At 67.3% G+C, this 21,035-nt stretch carries 20 protein-coding genes, 2 tRNA genes and 1 pseudogene; 4 read left to right on the top strand and 19 right to left on the bottom strand.

Annotation, left to right across the window (positions count from 1 at the left end; translation table 11 throughout):
• Window positions 1-33: 33 nt before the first annotated feature.
• On the top strand, window positions 34-1,056 hold the full coding sequence (locus tag GEV28_RS17275; protein ID WP_291413097.1) for a hypothetical protein: 1,023 nt from the start codon (window positions 34-36) through the stop codon (window positions 1,054-1,056).
• Here GEV28_RS17275 and GEV28_RS17270 read toward each other — a convergent pair.
• The 11 genes and pseudogenes from GEV28_RS17270 to GEV28_RS17220 form a co-directional block, all read right to left on the bottom strand.
• Window positions 1,044-1,910 carry a hypothetical protein gene (locus GEV28_RS17270; RefSeq protein ID WP_291413096.1) on the bottom strand — a complete coding sequence of 289 codons (867 nt, stop codon included), beginning with the start codon at window positions 1,908-1,910 and terminating at the stop codon, window positions 1,044-1,046. The genes GEV28_RS17275 and GEV28_RS17270 overlap by 13 nt on opposite strands.
• Window positions 1,911-1,931: 21 nt before the next feature.
• Window positions 1,932-2,897: an alcohol dehydrogenase catalytic domain-containing protein gene (locus GEV28_RS17265; RefSeq protein WP_291413095.1), complete on the bottom strand. Its 966-nt coding sequence runs from the start codon at window positions 2,895-2,897 to the stop codon at window positions 1,932-1,934.
• 226 nt (window positions 2,898-3,123) lie between these two features.
• Window positions 3,124-3,534 (bottom strand): annotated as a pseudogene (locus tag GEV28_RS42375) (hypothetical protein); the annotation flags it as partial.
• A 42-nt stretch (window positions 3,535-3,576) separates the two neighbouring features.
• A complete protein-coding gene (tyrS, locus tag GEV28_RS17255; protein ID WP_291413093.1) occupies window positions 3,577-4,971 on the bottom strand; it encodes a tyrosine--tRNA ligase in 1,395 nt (464 codons plus the stop codon).
• A gap of 106 nt (window positions 4,972-5,077) precedes the next feature.
• Complete coding sequence (locus tag GEV28_RS17250; protein ID WP_291413092.1) at window positions 5,078-6,106, bottom strand: hypothetical protein; 1,029 nt, start codon at window positions 6,104-6,106, stop codon at window positions 5,078-5,080.
• A complete protein-coding gene (locus GEV28_RS17245; protein WP_291413091.1) occupies window positions 6,103-6,870 on the bottom strand; it encodes a glycosyltransferase family 2 protein in 768 nt (255 codons plus the stop codon). The genes GEV28_RS17250 and GEV28_RS17245 overlap by 4 nt, the downstream gene beginning before the upstream one ends.
• The gene (locus GEV28_RS17240) at window positions 6,870-7,928 is read right to left on the bottom strand and encodes a hypothetical protein (protein ID WP_291413090.1); all 1,059 of its coding nucleotides are present in this window, start codon (window positions 7,926-7,928) and stop codon (window positions 6,870-6,872) included. Before GEV28_RS17240 ends, GEV28_RS17245 begins: the two co-directional genes overlap by 1 nt.
• Window positions 7,925-8,596 (bottom strand): bifunctional 2-polyprenyl-6-hydroxyphenol methylase/3-demethylubiquinol 3-O-methyltransferase UbiG, encoded by a 672-nt coding sequence (locus GEV28_RS17235; RefSeq protein WP_291413089.1) that lies wholly within the window; start codon window positions 8,594-8,596, stop codon window positions 7,925-7,927. The genes GEV28_RS17240 and GEV28_RS17235 overlap by 4 nt, the downstream gene beginning before the upstream one ends.
• 2 nt (window positions 8,597-8,598) lie before the next feature.
• Window positions 8,599-9,684: a hypothetical protein gene (locus tag GEV28_RS17230; protein ID WP_291413088.1), complete on the bottom strand. Its 1,086-nt coding sequence runs from the start codon at window positions 9,682-9,684 to the stop codon at window positions 8,599-8,601.
• Between the two features lie 69 nt (window positions 9,685-9,753).
• Entirely contained in the window at window positions 9,754-10,737 is a 984-nt protein-coding gene (locus tag GEV28_RS17225) for an o-succinylbenzoate synthase (RefSeq protein WP_291413087.1), read from the bottom strand.
• Window positions 10,734-11,693 carry a hypothetical protein gene (locus GEV28_RS17220; protein ID WP_291413086.1) on the bottom strand — a complete coding sequence of 320 codons (960 nt, stop codon included), beginning with the start codon at window positions 11,691-11,693 and terminating at the stop codon, window positions 10,734-10,736. The genes GEV28_RS17225 and GEV28_RS17220 overlap by 4 nt, the downstream gene beginning before the upstream one ends.
• A 700-nt stretch (window positions 11,694-12,393) precedes the next feature.
• Here GEV28_RS17220 and GEV28_RS17215 point away from each other — a divergent pair.
• The gene (locus tag GEV28_RS17215; protein WP_291413085.1) at window positions 12,394-12,888 is read left to right on the top strand and encodes a hypothetical protein; all 495 of its coding nucleotides are present in this window, start codon (window positions 12,394-12,396) and stop codon (window positions 12,886-12,888) included.
• A gap of 257 nt (window positions 12,889-13,145) precedes the next feature.
• Entirely contained in the window at window positions 13,146-13,541 is a 396-nt protein-coding gene (locus tag GEV28_RS17210) for a hypothetical protein (RefSeq protein ID WP_291413084.1), read from the top strand.
• 39 nt (window positions 13,542-13,580) lie between these two features.
• Here the strand turns inward: GEV28_RS17210 and GEV28_RS17205 are convergent, their stop codons facing one another.
• Entirely contained in the window at window positions 13,581-13,886 is a 306-nt protein-coding gene (locus tag GEV28_RS17205) for a hypothetical protein (protein WP_291413083.1), read from the bottom strand.
• Window positions 13,887-14,353: 467 nt separating this feature from the next.
• Here GEV28_RS17205 and GEV28_RS17200 point away from each other — a divergent pair, with 467 nt between their 5' ends.
• The gene (locus GEV28_RS17200; protein WP_291413106.1) at window positions 14,354-15,406 is read left to right on the top strand and encodes a site-specific integrase; all 1,053 of its coding nucleotides are present in this window, start codon (window positions 14,354-14,356) and stop codon (window positions 15,404-15,406) included.
• Between the two features lie 17 nt (window positions 15,407-15,423).
• Here the strand turns inward: GEV28_RS17200 and GEV28_RS17195 are convergent.
• The 7 genes from GEV28_RS17195 to GEV28_RS17165 form a co-directional block, all read right to left on the bottom strand.
• A tRNA-Arg gene (locus GEV28_RS17195) sits at window positions 15,424-15,496 on the bottom strand.
• 31 nt (window positions 15,497-15,527) lie between these two features.
• A tRNA-Ser gene (locus GEV28_RS17190) sits at window positions 15,528-15,617 on the bottom strand.
• A gap of 61 nt (window positions 15,618-15,678) precedes the next feature.
• The gene (locus GEV28_RS17185; RefSeq protein WP_291413082.1) at window positions 15,679-17,637 is read right to left on the bottom strand and encodes an acetoacetate--CoA ligase; all 1,959 of its coding nucleotides are present in this window, start codon (window positions 17,635-17,637) and stop codon (window positions 15,679-15,681) included.
• Between the two features lie 55 nt (window positions 17,638-17,692).
• A complete protein-coding gene (locus GEV28_RS17180) occupies window positions 17,693-18,445 on the bottom strand; it encodes an ESX secretion-associated protein EspG (RefSeq protein ID WP_291413081.1) in 753 nt (250 codons plus the stop codon).
• Window positions 18,438-19,565, bottom strand: coding sequence for a PPE domain-containing protein (locus GEV28_RS17175; protein WP_291413080.1), 1,128 nt, complete (start codon window positions 19,563-19,565; stop codon window positions 18,438-18,440). Before GEV28_RS17175 ends, GEV28_RS17180 begins: the two co-directional genes overlap by 8 nt.
• Window positions 19,566-19,567: 2 nt before the next feature.
• On the bottom strand, window positions 19,568-20,002 hold the full coding sequence (locus tag GEV28_RS17170) for a hypothetical protein (protein WP_291413079.1): 435 nt from the start codon (window positions 20,000-20,002) through the stop codon (window positions 19,568-19,570).
• A gap of 259 nt (window positions 20,003-20,261) precedes the next feature.
• On the bottom strand, window positions 20,262-21,020 hold the full coding sequence (locus GEV28_RS17165) for an ESX secretion-associated protein EspG (protein WP_291413078.1): 759 nt from the start codon (window positions 21,018-21,020) through the stop codon (window positions 20,262-20,264).
• Window positions 21,021-21,035 lie beyond the last annotated feature (15 nt).

The following is a 21,035-nucleotide window of genomic DNA, read 5'->3' as shown; positions in this document are numbered from 1 at the left end:
CTCGTCGCACGGCTGGTCGACGACGAGCGCGTGATGATCTCGAACCCCGACGATGACGAGGTCACCGAGTGGCGCAAGATCGTGGACTTCGCCAAGCGTCACAGAATGGTGCCGGACGGCAAGCGCATCGAGAAGACCCGCATGTGGGACGGAGACCTCCGCATCGCCCTGCTCGACGGCGGTCATTTCAACGCGAAGCCGCCACTGGATCCCGCACAACGAGTCGACGTGCCAGACTACGTTGACCAGCTACACCCGCTGCTGTCACATCTGAAGAACTCCGCCGCGACCCTGGACGTGTCGCCTGAACAGGCACCACGCGCGCTGAGGATCATGCACACCGTGCTCACCGAGGCTGAGCGCCGCGGATACGACACCGGATGGGCAGAAGACACGTCAGAAGGCGTCGAGATCCGAGACGGCAACTTCCGGCTGCACATCACCATGACTGAGGAGCGGAAACAACGCGACCTCTTGCCGACGCCGGAAGAGCTGGCCAACAAGAAGATCTATACCTGGCAACGTATTCAACCCGAAACGAAGTGGGTTCACTCGGGCAAACTGAAGATCCAGCTCAGCACCAGCGGCGCCCGCTGGGACCGGCCGGCCTGGTGGGCGGACCGCAAACGCTGGCGCGTCGAGGACAAGCTCAGTGAGCTGGTCGCGGAGATCAATCGACGTGTGCAGGCCGAGCGCGACCGGATCGTCGAGGAGGAACGAGCACGGCTCCAACGTCAACGTGACCGGGAAGCCGCGATGGCCAACGCCCGTGCCCGGTTCCAGCAAGATCGCCGAATCGACGCACTCAACAGGCAACTCAAGAACTGGCAGAAAGCGGCATCCATCCGCGCCTACTGCACCGACGTCGAAGGAGCGCGTTCGGTCGAACACGACACCGAGCAAGCGGATGCGCAAGCTCGCTGGATGGAATGGTGCAGGGCCTACGCCGACCACATCGACCCCGCCAAAACCGGCACGAGAGCACCCGACGAGATCGAACCAACGCCATCCGACTTGAAGCCCTACATGAGACGATTCAGCCCTTACGGAACTTGATCAGATTCGGGAACCTTGCGAATCATTTCCAGCGGTATCCCTAGCTCGCGCTCCAGCACATCCGCCTCACCAACATTGCCAGCGGACCGGACTGCGTTGATCGCTCTCTCCACCAACTTACCTAGCCGGACGGCCTCGCCCCGCAACGCAACCAACTCGTCATAACGATCTTTTGCCTCAGCTCCACACCATTGCCTTATCTGGGCTCGCGCTGGCGCATACTGCTCGTCTACTTTGGCGCACGACTCTGGACTGAAGTAGTAATTTATGCTCTGACTTCCCCTCTGTCGCTCCTTTTGCGCCTCTTGCTCTGCCGCCTCAACTTCCTTGATGACCGTGTCAGCGTACTTCCTAGTCAGCCGCTCGACAATGACTTGCGTCACGCGTCGCGGAACGAACCAGATATCATCTTCACGGAAGGACACCGGGTCGCCGATAATTAGTTCCCGATCTAGGCCAAGGTCGACAAGGAGCGCCTCCAGATCGGAGACTCTCCCAATCCCATCATCACGGTAGTGAACGTTAAGCAAATTCCAGTCCGGAAGATATTCAAAGACCATCAATAACGCGTTCTCTTCCGGGCTATCTAGTGCGCATTCGGATGCTTCGCGAAGTCTCGACCAGCGATCCTCGCTCTCACGCCATGCGTCAACTCCGGACCACAAGACTTTCAAGCGCGCGGGAGGCGCCCATTCCTCACGTCCCTCGAACTCGTCGTCGATGAACTTGACCTGCACCCGAGACGGTCTCCCGGTGCCGAGGCGCACAACCTCGACGCAGGTCACCGGGTCTGTTCCCTTCTTCCGATACGCCCATCGCTCGCCTACTGTCAACTCGCTCAGTTCGCGTGACATGATTGCTCCTTTCCGCTCGGGCTAAACAGAGACGACTTGCCGGATGTGCTTTTCAGCGGAATCAATTTCCCGACCAAGGTCAACAAGCCCGCCGACCATACGGATGATAGTGGAGAACGCCTTTCTTCGTGAGCGCAGCAATTCGAGGGCAAGTTCGAGGTCGCCTGGCCGTTCTCGCCGACAGAAGGAGAACGTGCCGACGAGTCGAACTGAGCGACGGAAGAGGCCGCGCAGCGGGACGGGCAGCGCTACGTCAGGGTGGTACGCGTTCTGCACCACGACCGTGCCGCCGTCTCGGACGAGTCGTAACGCCAGCGCTAGCGGCGACGTGTCGGCCCCGGTGGCCGCGTCGACCACCACGTCAAACGTCCCGGCCTCCACGTCGGTTGAAGATGCGAAGGTAACCGGGACGGTCTCGACCACCGGCACGCTCGGGCTGCGTCGATGGACAAGAGTTACAGCCCATCCTTGCGACTCGGCGTAGAGGGCACTGAGCAAGCCGACCGCGCCCGCGCCAATGACGGCGAGTCGTGCCGGTGGACCGACTGGGTTGCAGCGGAGTCCGTGGATGGCGACTGCGGCAGGGTCGGCGAGCACCGCGTGGTGAGGCACAAGCCCGGTCGGCAGCGGGTGCACGTTGCCGACCGGCACAACGACACGTTCGGCGAATCCGCCGGGCAGGTCCCAACCGATCCGGTGCAGCGACCCGCACAAGTGGATCTCGCCGCGCCCGCACACATCGCAGTGTTCGCACGGGACGAGTGGATCTACAGCGACGATCTCACCGGAGGGAACCATTCCGACGATCTCGTGCCCTGGTCGCCACGGTCGAGGCAGGTCGAACTTGTCGGGGTGCAACAGTTTCGCGGTGTCGCTTCCGCAGAGTCCAGCGTGACTGACCCGCACGACGGTCTCGCCCGCGCGGGCAGTCGGGTCGGCGACATCGTGGAAGCCGAGTGCACCGTCGTGGACTTCCCACGCCTTCATGGCATGCCTTCCAGGTAGCCGGGTATCTGCTCCACGCCGTCGAGCTGATACCCGTTCCACGTCGTGGCTCCGAAGGCGAGCGCGTCATGTGGTCCGCGACGGCGTACCGCGACTGCGGACATACCGGCCGCGAGCGCGCCGTGCAGCTCGTCGCCACCGCCGTCGCGACGTACAGCACGCGGTCGGCCGGAACCGCCAGCATCTCGGTCATCTCGGCATACAGCATCGGGTCGGGCTTGACTCGGCCGATGCGGCAGCTGAACAACGCCACCTCCACGATGGGAGCGAGCAGGCTCGACGGCCATGCCTCCGCGATCTCGGCGCTTGCGTCGCTGAGCAAGCCGAGCTTGATTCCGTTGGCACACAACGTATTCATGGCTTGAGTAACTGAATCATCCGGGTGGAGGCGAGCCGGCGCGAGCGCGCGTAGCACCGTGGCGACCGGTTGAACTGCGGCCCCCGAACTGATCTCGCTGACGAGGTGCTCGGCGAGAGCCTCAACCGTTGGCAGGTCACCGTTGTTGCGCGCTCTCCACGACCGGCGGAAGTAGCCATCGACGGCCGAGGCCGGGCAGTTGGCTGCTGCCGCAACCCTCGCAGCCGCGTGGCGACGCTCGACGGGCGTTGGCGCGGACACCAGGGTGCCGAACAGGTCGAACACCACGGCGTCCACTGCGGGCTACGGGGACGGAATCCGCGCCAGCTTGCGCCCGACCTTGAGGAAGTACGCGCCGGGCTGCCCGCTCAGCTTGTCCTTGACCATGGTGGCCAGCGGCTCACGCGCCTCGTCGGCGGTCAGCGTCACCTGCGTCTGCTCGCCGTCCACCTCGGCGACCAGGCGCAAACCGTTCTGTTGCGCCACGCGGCGCACGTCCCCGTTGCTCTTGGCGAAGCCGAGCGCTCGCACTGTCTCGGTGATCGTCTGGTCCAGATCGCCGATCTCGGGCAGGTCGCCAGCCTCGGCGAAGGTGCGCTTGGAGAAGCGTGCGACGAATTCCTCCCGCGCGGTCATCGCGGCATCGACGCCGTGGATCGCGGCGGTGACCTCGCCAGCGAGGGTCTTCTTGAGGTCCATCGGGTGGAGACTGCCTGCCTGCACACGCTCGTTGGCGATGGCGAGTTCGGCGTCACGCCACTCGGACAGGGCTCGGAAATACGGCTCGACCAGACGGTCTGGAACCGACATGATCTTGCCGAAGATTTCGCCGGGCGGAGCGGTCAAGGGGACGTAGTTGCTCTTGGACTTGCTCATCTTCGCGCCCGTGCCGTCCGTCCCCTCAATCAGCGACGTAGCCACAACGAGTTCCGATGTCTGGCCGCAGATGTCCATTACCTTGCGGCACATTTGCATGTTGAGGAACTGGTCAATTCCGCCGACCTCAAGATCGCATCCCGTTTCCACGGAATCGAGAGCCATGACGACGGAGTACATGAGTTCCGCGAGAGAAAGTCCCTGGCCAGCCTCAAGCCGCTTGCGGAAATCCTCGCGCTGCAACGGCATGGAAGCCGGGATCTGCGCCGTGATCTCTATGATCTGGGGCAAGCTGATGTCGCGAAGCCAGTCACCGTTGTGCTTGAAGTCGGCACGGGTGAAGTCGAAGAACGGCGTGACCTGCTCGCGGTAAGTAACCAGGTTGCGCGCGATGTCCTCGTCGGTCAGCGCCGGACGCTCGTCCGACCGCCCGGAGGGGTCGCCAATCTTGGCGGTCATGTCGCCGACGATGAACACGACCTGGTGACCCATCCGCTGGAAGCGGCTCAAGATCAGCATCGGCACGGCGTGGCCGAGGTGCACCTCAGCGCCGGTCGGGTCGATGCCAAACTTCGCGATGAACCGCCGCCCCTCCTTCTCGGCGTTGGTGATCCGCTCGGCGAGTGCCTCGGCGGAGGGCTGGAGCTGCTGAGAGCGGTCCGCGATGAGCGTCGCCTGCTCGGCCGGCGACAGGTCCGAGTAGTCCATCGTGCGACGCGAGGCGGTTTCCGCGAGCAGTTCGCGCACGGTGTCATCGGTCGCGAGATCGCCGCTCCTCAGCAGGTCAGAGGCGCGATCGACGGACTGGCTCAGTCGGCTCATTGAGGTCTCCCGTAGGTGGATAGCCACCAAATCGTATCGGCTGGGCTACAACCCGGACGTTGGGTTGCAGCAACTGTGGCGTGTCAGGCCGAGTGGTTCTGCCTGGTCAACGCGGCCACAGGTCGATCAGCCAGGTCATGTAGTCGGCGAACTCGGCGACTGCGGTGCGCCAGGTGGAGCCGTGTTCGCGGCAGTGCCGGTGCAGGTCGAGCAGGGTGGCTGAGTCGTAGCGCGGCAGCTGGCACATGAGCTGGTAGGTCGCGGACTCCTCTGGGACAGGCGGTTCGTCGGCGAGCAGGCGGTGCACGTCTTCCGGGCGGATGGTCACGTCGAGCGCTGAGCCGGGGATGCTCTTGCTGAACTTGGGGTGGCCGCCGAAACCGCGCACCATGCGCGTGTAGGCGGCGCTCAGCGCGAACTCGGCTCGAAGCGGCGCGTGCTCGTCGAGACGGTCGCGCACCTGTTGCGCGAAGCGCACGTACCGGTGTTCGTCGACGCCGAGCATGACGAGCACCGCGTCGTGGTCCTGGCCGAGGGCGAGGAAGTCGCCGGCCATGAGCGACAGCGACAATGCGCGGCGGAAGGTCATCGTCGGGTCGACGAGACCGCGCTCGACGTAGTAGCCGTGGTTGTCCTCCTCAGCGGCGTCGAAGTCGACCTGGTCGACGTAACGGCCGAGCAGGTACATCGCTTCGAGCGCCGGTACGTGGCCAATCTGGCTTCGCACGATGCCGGCGTCGGCGTCGAACCCGAGCCGGATGCAGTACTCGGCGAACCGGTCGGCGAGGTCCCGCACCTCGGCGTAGGGCCTTGCCTTGCCGTTGTAGGCGTCCAGGTCGCCGAGCACGATCTGACAGCGTTCGCCGCCACGTTGCAGCTCGATCATCTTCAGGATGTGCGAGACGGTGGCCAGATGCGGAACGCCGGACATGCCGAACCCCGTGGTGACGATCCGACGTCGCTGGTCGGCGTTGGCGAAGTCCTCGCCTTGGTGGTGGCAGAGGTAGCGGACGTTGAGCGTGTCCGGGTCGAGCTTGGCGAGCGGGAAGTCGAACCGCCGCAGGTCAAACGGTGTGTAGCCGAACTCGGCGAGTACCTGCCGGTAGTAGTCCTCGGAGAACAGCACGGCGGTCACGGCATGCGCCCCTCTCTGCGTTCTCGGTCGGCGTGTGTTCGGATTCTGGCCGCGCGGCGTCGGTAGGTGGCGGCCAACTCGACGAGCCGTGCGGCCGTTGCCCATGCCGGTGGCGTTGTGGCGAGTTCGGCGAGTCGTTCGGCGACGTTCGCCATGACGCCGGCCATGTAGTTCGAGAACGCGCCCGGAGTACGCCGGTCGGTCATGCTCGCGTCGTGTACCCGGTAGCGCGTTAGCGGCTCGTCGACCTTGATTCCGTACCCAAGCTCAGCGAGCACATGAAAGAACAGTTCATTGGTGACCGGCAGCAATGCGCGTGCGGCGTCGGTACGCACGACCAATGTGCTCGTCGCGCCGCCGGGATGTGAGTCTTCGGCGAACGGGTAGCCGTCCGCATCGACCACGTACTCGGCGTGTTGCACGAACAGAAGCCGCCGGTCTGCAAGGTAAGGGCTGAGGGTGCGCAGCTTGTTCGGCATGAACGCGTCGTCGGCGTCGAGCAGGGCGATCCAGTCCGCGGCGGTCTCCTCGACGGCTCTGGTCAGTGTGTCGCCGAACCCGGCGTGCGCCTTGCGGACCAGCCGGACGTTCGGATACCGCTCGCACACCACGATGCTGCCGTCCGTCGATCCGTCGTCGATGACGACGACCTCGGCGAGCCGGTAGTCGCCGGGCTCCTGGTCAGTCGTGCTGGCGATCGCCTCGTCGAGATAGCGCTCGTAGTTGTGACTGAGCACCGCGATGGACACAGATGGCAAGTTCATCAGTGGCCGTCATAGATTTCGCGGTAGTCGGCCATGATGTCCTCGTGCTCCTCAGTGCGGTAGCGCGAGAAGCTCACCGAGTCGTGCGGTCGCCAGCCGTCCTGAATCTCGTGATGCGCCTTTCTCATCGCGGTCAGAAGTCGGGCGCCGTACTCGTAGGTCGAGCCGTCCGACCAGTCGAACCAGACGGGCTCGTTGACCCGATCGCGGTGATGCACAACCTGGTCGGGGAGGAACCCTGTGCGCGCGGCCACGGGAAGTGCGCCGAGATCGTAGGCGTGTTCGAGCTGGCCGGAATGGCTCGCCCACCGGTAGGGCAACAGGAGGCAGTCGGCTTCGCGGACGGCCTGGTTCACCTCCGCGTCGGTCGGGAACGGCCGCACGTCGACCAGCAACCGAGGATCTGCGGCGTGGTCGAGGATTGCCCGCCACGCGACGGCCTCGGCGTCGAGACTTGCCCGCGACGGCGCTCTGAGCAGGAGATGAATGGTGGTGTTGGCGAGCTGGCGATCAAAACGCCAGCAGTGCAGCACGGTCTCGATGTCCCGGTTGGCGCGAAGCGATCCGTAGAGCAGAAAGCGGGTCGGTCCGGGCTCCCGTACCTGCGCTCGCCCGTGTTCCGCTGGCTCAGCGACGTAGCCATGCGGCACGAGGACGGCGCGCGGACTCCATCGTTCTGAAACTTCGCGCGCCGCGCCTCGGGTGAGGCAGACGAACAGCGCGCGTTTCTCGGCCAACAGTCGAATGCGGTCGTCATGCGACTCCCTGTCGCCGAACACCGGTGTCGTGTCGTGAGCGGTGAACACGACGTGTTTCGCCGCGCGGCTCGCCTCGGTGAGCGCTTGTTGGAGTATGGGAATCGATTCGAAATCTGGATGGTGTATGTGGATCACGTCCAGCCATTTCCACGGCCGGTGGTCGAGTAGCCAGGAAAGCGTTACATCGCGTGGAACTTCTCGACCGTCCACCGTGGTTTCGTTCAGAATGTGAACGTTTTCGTCTCGGATCTTGCTCGCATATGGCGTCCGTCCTGGGACGTGCACGACACGAACGGTCATCGCCGGTCCAATGCGCTGAGCACAACGAGCTGCGTAGTCAGCCCGCCTCCACCATCATCGCTTCGCGTCAGCTCGAACCGATCGACCACGACTGGGAAGCTCTCGACGAACGCGGAGAACTCGGTGCGTGTCCACTCGCGCACGTGGGACGGATTACCTGGTGGACCAGGGTGTTCGGTGCCTGCTCGCCTGTCACGGGCTGGTGTGGAAAGCACCGCGCATGCCGCGCCGCTGGCAAGCAGGGAGCAGATCAGTCGCATCGTCGGCTGAGGGTTGACGAGGTGTTCAAGGACGTCTGAGCAGACCACGACCGAGCGGGCGACGGTGGCCTCCTCAAGCGGCAGCGCGGTCGCCGTTTCGAGATCGACGTCAAGCCAACACCAGTCGGGAAGGTGGTTGCGACACCAGGAAATATTCGCGCCGAAATCGACGCCAACGATCTCGATATTCGGATCGCCCCGACGCAGCTCGACGAGCTTTCCGGCTCGACCACAGCCGAGATCGATAATTATGCTTCGGCCGCTTGCGCGAGCGAGCTTCAACGTCTCCGGGTATACATCGGGCTGCCAGACAATTCCCGTGTCGTCCTCGTCGACGAAGTATTCGGGTGGAACACGCTCGACGTAGCCGCGAGCGAGGTAATGCAAATCCGCGTCCAGTTCGGCCATGATCACGCGCTCCTCCCAGCAAGTTGGCTCTGATTGGCGCAACGAAGAGCCTCGTCGGTGTGCAAGATGTCGTCGGCGATCGCGAACCCGGCTGACGTTGACGGCGCGACGCCGCTCAGTACCAGCAGGTGTGCCGCGTTCGTCGCGACGAGTACGCGATGACTCGGAATCCCTTGGCCGGCAAGCAGTTCCACCGTTCGTTCGACGGCCTGGATCGGCCCACTCGGCGTCGGCAGTGCACTGAACTCCGCGTAGAGGTCCGTCGTCGGGTCGTCCATCGTTGGCCCAACGGTGCCGCCTCGCACCGAGCACCACTTCCGCACTCCCTGCGGCACGATCTCGTCCAGGTAATGGCCACTCGGCAGCCTCGTCGCCACCACATCCAGCTCAGCGAAACCGAAGCGCGCCAGCGTTTCGGCCGCCACATCAACGCGTGGATGTGCCAGGCCGAACAGCGCGACGTCGGCCCGCACAGGACTGGCCAACGCGCCGAGCCCGAAGCTGAACGGATTTGGGACGTGGAACCGGCCGCCATAGAGCCGATCGAGTGCCGGGATCTCCGGCTCTACGGCCACAAACGCGAACCCGGTTGCGGCCAACTCGGCGCGTACCCCGGCCGCCGTCCGTTGCTCGCGTAGCCCAAGCGCGCGCACCAGGTCACGGGAGCCGAGCGTGGATGACGTGGCCGATGAACCAACCTTGATCACCTGCGCTCCTGCGGCGGCAGCCACCAGCGCTGCCGGCGTCGACACATTGACCGTGCGCACGCCCTTCTTTCCGCTCCCGGCAAGCATGATCGTCGGACGGTCGTTGCCGCTGATCACCGGTCGAGGCGTCGCCCCGTCCATGTCGAGCGCCGCGTGCAACAACGCGACCACATCATCGGCGACAGGTCCCCGCGCCATTACGGCGGTCATGAGCGAACCAAGCACGACATCACGTGTTGGCGCGGCCAGCCCCACAGCGCCGCGGAACGCATCGGCGAACGCCAAGGGGCTGATGCGGTTACCCACGGCGAACGCCGCGAGGACGGCGTGAACAGCTGAGGGAAGCTCCTCAGCAAGAGTGGATCGCGAGACAGCGCTCACGACGTGGTACCTCCCCCATGAAGGGCGCGATCGGCCTACCCATCGCGCTGACCAGATGTTTTGAGCGTCCTACGCCGACGCGCGGGCGAGTTCGGCGCGCACTCGGGCAAGCCGGTCACGCCACCACGCCGCCCGCTCTGGATCGGCCATGGCGTAGGCGTCCAGCAACACGGGGTCCGGCGCTGGCGGTGTGCTCGGTACTGGCAGGTACCCATTGCCCGGCCGCAGCGACGCGTGGTCCGCGACGACATCGCCGTCGAGCAGTGACAGCGTGCCGAGGCCGCAGGCGAAGTCGAGTTCGGGCAGCGCTCCGGCGAGTGCTAGTTGCGCGGCGAGCCCGATGCTGGTTTCCAGCGCTGATGACACCACGCAGGGCAGCCCTGCCGCCTCGGCGACCTGGAGCGAGCGACGGACACCGCCGAGTGGCGTGCACTTGATCACCGCGACGTCGGCAGCACCCGCGACAGCAACGCGTAGCGGGTCCTCGGCGCGGCGGATCGATTCGTCGGCCGCGATGCGTACCTCAACCTTGCGGCGCACGGCAGCGAGTTCCTCGATCGTAGGGCAGGGCTGCTCGACGTACTCCAGGCCACCAGCCGCCTTGTCGAGCTGGCGAATGTGGTTGACGGCGGTGTCGACGTCCCACAGAGCGTTGGCGTCCACCCGGATCGCGCCGTCCTGGCCGAGCGCGTCGCGCACCGCCTCGACGCGGGCGAGATCCTCTGCGAGCGATTCGGGATGATCCGCGACCTTGATCTTGGCAGTCCGGCAACCGGAGTTGGCCGCGATCTCGTGTGCACGCTCGGGCACGACGGCCGGCACGGTGCAGTTTATCGGGATGCGGTCACGTACCGGAGCCGGCCAGCCCTCGGCGACTTGCTCGATCGCCGTCGCCAACCACGACGAAGACTCGCGATCGTCGTACTCGGCGAACGGGCAGAACTCGCCCCACCCGGCCGGTCCCTCGATCAGCTTCCCCTCGCGCACGGTGATGCCCCGGAACCGAGTGCGCATCGGGATGGAGTAGCCACGGGCGGCGTCAAAGTCGATCAACGGACATCCTCAGTGCGCTGGAACTTGTTGCGGGACAACAGGTTCGTGATCCGATCGTCCAGGTCGCCGAGATGCTTCGAGCTGCGTCCCAGCGGCCGAACATTACGTTGCAGCGCGCGAAGCCGGTCGAGCGTGCGAGTCGAGCCGACTTCGGCGGCGGTGCGAACGGCGTCTCTGCCGAGGGCGGCCGCGTGCTCGTAGTCGCGGCCGACCAGGTGCGCTGCGGCAAGATCGGTCTGCACGAAGCACCGGCTGCGGACACGCCACGGCTCGTAGGTGTCCATGGCCTGTGTGATCAGCCGGGTCGCCTGGTCCGCTTCGCCGATGTCACGCATGGACCGGCCGAGGTCGGCGGCAAGGTCGGCGTCCGTGTAGAAGCTGAACCAGGCCGGCTCACCGTCCGCGTGCGCCCGGCCGTGCCGGCGTTCCGCTTCTCGCACCGAGGCGCGTGCGCTACTCGTGTCGCCGAGCACGGCGTGACCTCGTGCCTCGACCGCGTTGATCTGGGCGGTCAGCAACGGCGTCGCCTTGTCGTTGGCGACGTTCAGGCCGGCGCGGGCGAGCGCGACGGCCTGACGTGCGGCACGCAGTCGTTCGTTCTCAACGGGAGCGCTCTGTCCAATGTGGAGTGTCAATCGGCTCATGTCGCACAGCATGTTCGCCGCGAACAGCCGATCGCCCGCGCTCATGGCCAGGTTGAGTGTCTGGATGTAGTAGCGCTGGGCCAGCGAGTGCCTGCCGATGTCGGCGGCCATCGATCCGGCGAGGCGGGACACCTGACCGACCGCGCCGAGCAGTGCCTTGCCGGTCTTCTCCGAGTAGCTACCGTGCATGATCGTGTTCGCTTCTCGGTTCAGGAGCTGCACGACCTCCTCACGGATGCGCGCGGAGCCATACCGGAAGTCGAGCCGACGCAGGTGGGTGACGTGCTCGGTGATGATCTCGACGTCGGACATGCCCACTCGCCGACCGGCGACCCGCGCGGTCGTTTCGGCCGGCGGAACCGTCATCGCGAACAACGCCGGCTCCGAGAAGGCCCCCGCCGCGAAGGCGGATCCGAGTAAGAACTTGCGCCGGTTCATATCCCACCCCGACAGCTCGACAACAGTGCGGACCGTGCCGTCCAGTGTGCCGGAACAACGCAGCCCGTCGTACTGATCATCGACCGCCGGAGACTGGTCGACAAACCCGCACTCCGTGACGGTGATCTACCGACGCAACACGCGTGTGAGCACCTTCGCCACCAAGCGCGGAACTGGCCAACGCGGCTGAGATCCGTCGAGCATCCGCTTCACCGAGGTCGCGGTCGTTCCGAGGTGAACGCCTTCCTCCGAGCCGGTCGTGACAACGGCACGGGCAAGTGCCGCGTTGCTCAGCCCGGCCTCGGACAACAGCACTGGCAGGTCAGAGTTGCCGGCGGCCCCTCTGCCGTCGCGCTCCATCAGGTCACATCCCCGTGCTGTCGTGCGATCACTAACCGTAGTCGATCGTGAACCATCAGCCGGTCTCTGTGAACCCCTCGCGCGCGAAGTGGGAGGGAAGTGCGACCCCTGACAACCAATCGGTCGAAGTGCTCGGCGTTCAGGACTGCCATGCGGGCTAGCTGCACGTTTCGCTTCTTGTGACAGACCAATCACCCGCTGACCAGGAGAACCCATGGCCACAACGACGCTCGTCGCCGACCCCGACGAACCCGAGCAACGTCCGCAAGACGGCGGCCTGACAGTGAGCGCCGAGCAATACGAGCGATGGGGATGGCTGGTCCTTCGCGCCGGCAGCCGCCTCCTACTCGCCGCCAACGAGCGCGTCAGCGCCGTCGAACTGCCGGCCGCGATCGGCGCTGAGGTTCACCACTACCTCGCGGTACGGCTACTCGCGGGTCCAGTGGTCGCGCTGCCGGGCGTGCCCCGACACTGGCTGATGCTCACCGAGTCGGCCGACGACGCCGCGCCGGTCAGCGTGGTCCGGCTACGCGCGAGGAACGCCCTTGTGCACCGCTCCGGCACGTTGGTTCCGCTGCCACCGAGCCGGCTTGAGTCGGGCGCGGTCACCTGGCACGTTCCGCCGTCGATCGATGGGCCGAAGCTGCCACCGTTCAGCGCCGTCGTTGGCGCGACGCGCGCCGTGACCGAGCCGGCCGGCTTGTCGTGACCTCCTCCGCTGCGGCCTTACTCGCGATGACGGTGCTTGCGCTGGTCTTCGTCGCGACGACTGGCCTCGATCTGAGTAGCGCGGTGCGCGACTGGCCGCGCCAGCACTGAGACCCGCTCCGGTGACGTACTGCGTTGACCCGCCCGCACCCATTGGGTCCGCAGTGCCACCGGAGCTTCAAGCGCGGTGGGCCGAGGTTCGGGTCCCTCGGCCGACCTCGGTCCGCCGCGCGCCTCCCGACACACGGAGCATCCACCTTGACCAAGCTGCCCGCGAGTGTCGCCGACGAGCTTGGGCGGCGTCTGCATGACGAAGGATTCCGGCCGCTGCCCGACGTCGATGACGACGGCGAGTTGATCGGTACGCGACTGTGGCGAGTGCGTGGCGGGTACGTCGAGTATCTCGCGCTACGTCACAACGGACTCGCCTATGCACTTCGCGCCGAAGCATCCTTCGACTACCGACGACCCACCGACCACGGTGCGGTGGTGGCGTTCCAGACCGGCCACGCCACTAACGCGCTGGACTGGTTGTTGCGCTGCGCTGCCGCGCCGAACCCGCGTCTTCCGCGCGGTTACGTGCGCCTCGCCGTCTCTGACGAGGGCGGCGAGGGCGTCATCGGCGGGTCGCTCGACGAGTCGGACGTGCCGTAGCCCGAAATCCCCCAGTTCCGTACACACAGCGAGTCGCTATCACGTACCGGTGGTGGCGACACCCGGGGCCGGGGTTACCTCCCCTGGGGTGCCTGATCGGGTTGTCGCCGGAAAGCGGCTGGTCAGAGCCGTGATCGTCGCATCGATCGCGGGTATCACCCGGTTGATGTCCATGCAGTTGACGATGATCCAGGGGGCGGCGTGGTCAGCACCGGCTTTGATCGTCACCCGAACCTGATTGATGAGGGATGCGGACAAGCTGGCTGCTGCGTCGTACTGTTCGGGTGTCGTCGGCACGGTCTCGGTGGCTTCCACCGTGGGCTTTGAGCTGGTACGTCGGGCCATGTGGCCTCTCCTGCCTTGAGTGTCAGCCAAGCGCGTGCGTTGCCCGGCTTCGACGGGTGCGGTATCGGCATGCTGCGTGCCGCATCGGAGATGCACGGTCGAGGCGGTACCCGAACGTGTGACGGCGGGCCGGGTGGCGACGGTGAACTACTCCCAGGGCGCGAAGACCATCCTCGGTTTCCGCATTCGGATCACATTCGGATCACGTTCCGGGGCCTGATCTGAATGATCCGAACGTGATCCGAATGGCGGGTCTTCGGGCTCCAGGGACCACACGGAGCCCTTGCCGAAGCCGTGTACGCGGCGCGAGTAGACACCGGCCTTCTGGCGTGCCCGCTTCAGTGTCGCCTCAGCGATGCCGCCCGCTCGCGCGGCCTTGATGGCCTCGCCCGCCTTCGCGCTGCCGCCCTGATCGGCGAGGTAGCCACGCAGCCACTCGACCGCTCCAGGTCGGTCACGTGGCGAAGATGTTTCAGGCCATCGAGGACCAGAACGAGAAGGTTCAGGCGAACAACAGCGATCGCAAGGCGCTGGAATTGCAGGTCAAGCAGACCTCTCGCCGAGCCGAGAAGCGCAAGCTCCGCGAGCAACTCGCCAGCCTGCCGCCGTACCGGCGCTCGGTCGGCCCATCGAGCCGTAACCGGATCCGGGCGACGCTGCGGGCCGCGCTGAACGATGCGATCGCGCAGCAACTGATCACGTTCAACGCGGCCGAGCACTTCCGTATCGCGGCCAAGCGGCCGAAGCCGGTTGTGTGGACCGACGAGCGCGTCGAGCAGTGGCGCAAGGACGGTATCCGGCCGTCGCCCGTCATGGTCTGGACTCCCGAGCACGCGGCTACGTTCCTCACGCACGTCGAGGACGATCGGCTGTACGCCATATGGCACCTGCTGACCTTCCGGGGCCTGCGCCGGGGCGAGGTGTGCGGCCTGCGGAACGAGGACCTCTACCTCGACGCTCGATACCTCCACGTGGCCAAGCAGCTCACCGAGGTCGACTACGCGGTCGAGGAGAGCGACCCCAAGACCGAGGCGGGCGACCGCCGCGTCGCGCTCGACAAGGAGAGTGTGAAGGTACTCCGCAAGCATCGCGCGCAGCAGGCCAAGGAGAAGCTCGCCTGGGGCGAAGGCTGGGTCGACTCCGGCCGCGTATTCACGCGGGAGAACGGCGAGCAGCTTCGGCCTTCCTGGGTAACGGACCGGTTCGAGGCGCTGTGCGTCGACGCCGGCCTGCCGCCGATCCGGCTGCACGATCTTCGGCACGGCTCGGCGACGATGGCGCTCACGGCCGGCGTCGACATGAAGGTCGTGCAGGAGATGCTCGGGCACAGCTCGATCACGGTGACGAGTGACACGTACTCGTCGGTGATGCCGGAGACCGCTGCCGACGCGGCCGAGAAGATCGCGAGCCTGGTCAATCGGCGCACCGGTACCGATGGGCACACTTCGGGCACACAACGGGGGAAGTCGATCAAGCAGAGTCTGTCCGAAGGGACTAGAAAGAAACAAACCGCCTGGTGAAAGACGGTTTGTGTTTGCGCGCCCGAAGGGATTCGAACCCCCAACCTTCTGATCCGTAGTCAGATGCTCTATCCGTTGAGCTACGGGCGCATGTTCAGTTGTCACTCGGCGCGGGGCCGAATGGCGGAGGCTCCGGGATTTGAACCCGGGAGGGGTTGCCCCCAACCGCATTAGCAGTGCGGCGCCATAGACCAGACTAGGCGAAGCCTCCCGGGGCCCCAGGCCGCTCAGCGGAGAGCCTACAGGGGGCCCGGGACGACCCGCAAAGTGCCTCACCCCTTGAAGGTCAGGAACGCCTGCAGGGAGTCCGGGTTCGCGAGTGCATCTCGGCTGACCGCGCGCTCGGGGGGCGTGCCGGCCAGGATCTTCTTCACCGGGACCTCGCACTTCTTGCCGTTCAGGGTCTTCGGGACCTCCGCCACCACGATGAAGCGGTCCGGCACGTGGCGGGGGGACAGGGCACTGCGGAGCGCACTCCGCAGCCGCGGCTCCAGTGTGGCGAGGTCCACGCCGTCGGCCAGGACCAGGAAGCACAGGAGCTCACCTTCGACGTTCCCCGACGTGTCGATGACCAGGGAGTCCGCCACCTCGTCGAAGCCCTCGACGACCCGGTAGAACTCGCTCGTGCCCATGCGGACGCCACCGCGGTTGAGGGTTGAGTCGCTACGGCCGTAGATCACCGCGGAACCACGGTCGGTGATCCTGATCCAGTCGCCGTGGCGCCAGGTGTTCGGGTACGGCTCGAAGTACGCCTCGTGCAGGCGCGCGCCGGACGGGTCGTTCCACAGGTGGATCGGCATCGACGGCATCGGGCGGGTGATCACCAGCTCGCCCACCTGGTCGGTCAGCTCCTTGCCCTCCTCGTCGTAGGCCGCCACGGCCGCGCCCAGCATTCGGCACGACAGCTCGCCCAGCCAGACGGGCACGTCCGGGGCCGCGCCCACGAATGCCGCACACAGGTCGGTGCCACCCGAGATCGAGCAGATCTGCACGTCCGCGCCCACCTCGTCGGCTATCCAGCGGAAGCCCTCGGGACTCAGCGGCGCTCCGGTCGAGCCCAGGGCCCGCAACGCCGACAGGTCTTGCGAGCGACCCGGCGTCAGGTGCTGCTTCAGGCACGACTGGATATACGGGGCGGACGTACCGAAATACGTCACGCGGTGGCGCTCCGCCAGGCGCCACAGGGTCGACAGGTCCGGGTGCGCCGGGCTGCCGTCGAACAGCACGATCGTCGAGCCGACGAGCAGGCCCGAGATCAGGAAGTTCCACATCATCCAGCCGGTCGTGGTGAACCAGAAGAACCGCTCCCCCGGCCCGAAGTCGCAGTGCAGAGCCAGCGTCTTCAGGTGCTCCAGCACGATCCCGCCGTGACCGTGCACGATGCCCTTCGGCAGGCCGGTCGTCCCGGACGAGTACAGGACCCACAGCGGGTGGTCGAACGGCACCGGGTCGAAGGCGAGCTCAGCGCCGTCGTGCTCGGCGAGCAGCGACGACCACGGGATGGCGCCGTCCAGTGCCGCCTCGGGCGACAGGTAGTCGATGAGCACGGTCGCGCGCAGGGACGGGATGTCGTCGCGGAGCTGCTGAACGGTGGGGCAGACGTCGAACGCGCGGCCGTTGTAGACGTAGCCGTCGACGGCGAACAGCACCACCGGCTCGATCTGGGTGAACCGGTCGGCGATGGCGCGGGCACCGAAGTCCGGGGAGCAGGACGACCAGGTCGCGCCCAGGCTCGCGGCTGCGAGGAACGCCACCAGCGTCTGCGGGGTGTTCGGTGCCAGGGCGACCACCCGGTCGCCACGCCGCACGCCGAGCTCGACCAACGCCGCGCGCATCGCGGCCACCTGGCGGCGGAGCACGCCGTAGGTGACCTGCGCGGACAGCCCGTCCTCGCGTTCGAAGAGCACCGCCAGGTCGTCGTCGGCCTTGCCCGGTCCGGGGCGCAGCGAGTGCTCGGCGTAGTTGAGGGTCGCGCCGGGGAACCACTCGGCGCCGGGCATCGCGTCGCTACCGAGGACCCGCAAGGGCGGCGTGTGGAACGTGACGTCCAGGAACTCGGCCAGCGCGCCCCAGAACCCCTCGAGATCGGTCGTGGACCATTCCCACAACGCCGCGTAGTCCGGCACGTCGACACCGCGCTCGGCACGCAGCCACGCGCGGAACGCCGCCATCCGACTCGCCTCCACCCGCGACGGGTCGGGGCGCCACAACAGCTCTGGAGTGGGGGTCATGACTCCAGTTCATATCCCATATCCCGGGAGGTGGCCATGGTGCTCGCCCCCACACCTACAGACCCTCCAGCATCTCCTCGGCCATCCCGGTGAGGCGCGGCAGGTCGACCGGCGTCACGGTGATCCACGCGCCGTGCCGGCGCAGCGCGTATCGGCCGTCGTCGGTGTCCAGCCAGCTGACCGTGCTCGGCGACCGGACCCCACGACTCGACGCGCCGAGCTGCCCGCCGCCGCGCCGTGAGGTCAACGCGGCGGCGAACACCGACGCGTCGGCCGGGCGCAGGCCGGCCTCGTGCAGGACGCGGACGAACCCGGACACGCCGTCCCGCTCGCCCTCGGCGCACGCGCGCTCGTAGTCGGCGACACTCACGTTCGCGGGTCGGCCAGTGCCGGCCGTTGTCGGCGGCAGCGAGCCGAGCAGCGACCCGGCCACGGCGTTCGACCGGACCGCGCCGAGCCGGATCTCGCCGTCGACCCGGGCAGCGACGGCCGCGTTCTGAGCGTTGGCGGCCGCGTAGCCGACCAGCGGCGAGCCGGGGCCGAGGACCCGCAGGTCGAGGGTGACCTGACCGGTTGCGAGCGTGTGCAGCATCCCGGCGAGGTCTCGGGCCGGGTCGTAGACGGTGCCGAGGTCGCGGTCGGCGAGGGCGCCCGACGCCTCATCGGTCATCTCCGCGCGGGACTCGCGGGTGCGGCCGATGTGGGTGACCTCCAGGGCGGTCGGCGGCTCGCCCAGCCCCATCGCGGTCCAGAGCAGGAAGAACTCGGCCGAGCTCAGCTGGATCCACCCCGAGGCCGGGTCACGCACGGCGGTGGTCCTCCCCGATGACGGGCGGCATCACCGGCGTGTCGTGCATGCCCCAGATGTCCTCGTCCTCCTTGAGGTAGGGCGAGCTCGTGCGCTCGGCGTCCTCGTCGCCGCGGGATCCGCCGCCGCCCATCGGCATGCCGCCCATGCCGGGCTGGCCGCCGGGGTGGCCCTGGGCGCTCGCCGCCGCGGGACGGGTCGACGCAGCCGGTTCGGCGGCGCCGGCGCCCTGACCTGGGCTCGGCGTCGGAGCGGCCCGGCCACCCGCGCCGGCCGAACTGCCGGGGCCGCCGGAGCTGCCGGGGCCGCCGGCGCCGGTCGGGCCCGGTCCGCCCGAGTAGCCGGGGCCGCGCGGCGGGACGGGAACCGAGGCGGGCGGGGTCGGCTGCGGAGGCGGTGGTGGCGGCTGCGGAGGCTGCTCGACGGGGCCGGTGTAGAGCGTGCTGCCGACCTGCGGCGGGCTGAACTGCGGCACGGTGCCATAGACCTCGCGCGAGGACGACTGGAACCGCTCCATCGTGCGGGCCGCCTGCGCGTGCAGGGCCTTCTCATGGTTGATCGGGCCGTGCGGATCGGCGGTGATCGCCGCGGCGTCGGCGAAGTCCCCGCTGATGAAAGCGTTCGCGCTCGGCGGGACCGGGCTGAGCGGGACCGGTTGTGGCGTGGGCAGGTCGATGATCGGGTATGGCGGCGCGGGCATCTCGTCGCGCGCGTTGGTGGCGTTGTCGACCTGGATCGTGACGCAGCCGGAGACCTTGGTGGCGAGGGTGCCGGTGTCGGCGGCCCAATGGGTGAGCGCGCTGAGCGTGTCGCGCGCGAGGTCCGCGGCCTCGCCCTGCCAGGCGGTGGCGGCGGCGTCGACGACCTTGGTGAGCTCCGCGCCGATGTCGGCCAACTCGTCGCCGAGCCGGGCCCACTGCGCCGAGACCTCCATCGCGCCGGTGAGGTCGAGTCCTTTGTGGACCATCTGGTAGAGCTCGGGGTGCGAGTAGGTCAGCCAGTCGACCGCGGCGTCCAGCGAGTCCGGGTCGGGTTCGGGCGCGGGCGGGTAGGGCGGCCAGCACATCGGCGGCCGCGGCCAGTGGGGCGGGTAGCAGCCGCCGGGCGCGATCGATGCCATCGTCACTCCTCCGCGTTCAGGCGGCCGGCGGCGCGGTGCAACGCGTCGGCGGCTTGCTGGTCGGTGGTCTGGTAGAGGCCGGCGGCGAGGCGGATGATCGCCTCGACGGAGTCGAGCAGCTCGTGGAAGCGGCGCAGGACCGGGGTGGCACCGCCGTCCTGGCCGACCGCGACGGTGCGCAGGCGCTCGGACATGATCTGGCCGACCCAGTTGTCGCCGAACTTGAGCGGCGTGTCGAGGGTGCCGCAGTCGGTGACGAGGTCGCCGGAGCGCAGGCGGAGCGTCTGGATCTGGCGGAGCAGTACCTCGGCGGCGGCGAGGTCGATCTGCAGGCCGCCCTCGGCCGCGTGCTGCTTGACCTGCTCGACCTGGCCGGCGACGGGGGCGAGCGCGCCCCCGGCGGCCGAGCCGAATGCCGGCATGGATGGTTCGGTCATCGTGCTCCCCTGAACGATTCGGCGCTGGATGTCACAGTACCGACCCTAGGTCGCGGCCTGCGGCCCGTTGGACGCGCAACGCACACCTCAGGTTTCGCGAGCCGATGAAGATCGACTTCCTCGCGCGCGTGCAGAACGCGAGAAACGTAGGCCCCCGCCCTCTCCGGGGGCACCCCTCAGCGCCAGTCTACTGGGTGTACCCGCTGGTCAAAAGGGTGCGCGGCGGCCTGTGGACAACTTCACGGCGCGAGTGGAAGGTTCAGAGGGCGGCGATCAGGTCGGACAGGCGTTGTTCGACGCGCGCGGTGTCCGCAGGGGTGATCGACAACCATTCCACCCGGTCGCGCGACTGCTCGACGTGCGCGAGGTAGCGGCCCGCGGCCGTGTCGAACCAGTTGACCACCGGGGTGCGGGTGCGGCGGCCCATCGCGTCGACGCGGTTCGCGGCGAGCTGGCCGCCGCCGTGGCGGGCGGACTCCACCAGGGTGATCACCGTGCGCAGGTCGCGGCCCGTCACGCCGCCGGACGTCAGCGCGCGCTCAAGGCCGACGTAGCCGCCGCGCTGGAACTCGTCGATCGCCTCGTCGAAGACCGGGCGCGGCAGGCGGGCCGCACCGCCGGGGCCGGGCTTCTCCTCGGGCAGCAACGCGACCACCGCCGGCACCACCTTGCCCTCGCGCACCGACACCACCCGGACCTCGTCATCCGTCTGAGCCGCCAGCACTCCGAGCGAACCGTGACCGGCGGCGAGGACCCGCACGTACTCGCCGACCGACAGCTGCGCGTCGACCGTGAGCGTGCCGCGGACCAACAGCGCCAGCATCTCCTCGAGCCGGGCCGACACCTCGGAACCGTCATGCAAACCCTTGGCGCGCAACGACTCCCGCACCTGCTCGCGCAGCACCGCCCGATCGTCCATGGTCTCGCCGAACGAGCCGACATCGATCGGGTACGGCATGTCGCCGAGGCCGAGGTGCTCCCAGATGAAGTCGAACTCCAGATGGGACAGGCTGGTCACGGCGCCAAGCATGCC

This window comes from Actinophytocola sp. (genome assembly GCF_009379765.1).
In the GTDB taxonomy this organism is placed as follows: Bacteria; Actinomycetota; Actinomycetes; order Mycobacteriales; family Pseudonocardiaceae; genus Actinophytocola.
The sequence above is the reverse complement of the archived record's forward strand: the minus strand, read 5'-3'. Positions and strand labels throughout refer to the sequence as shown.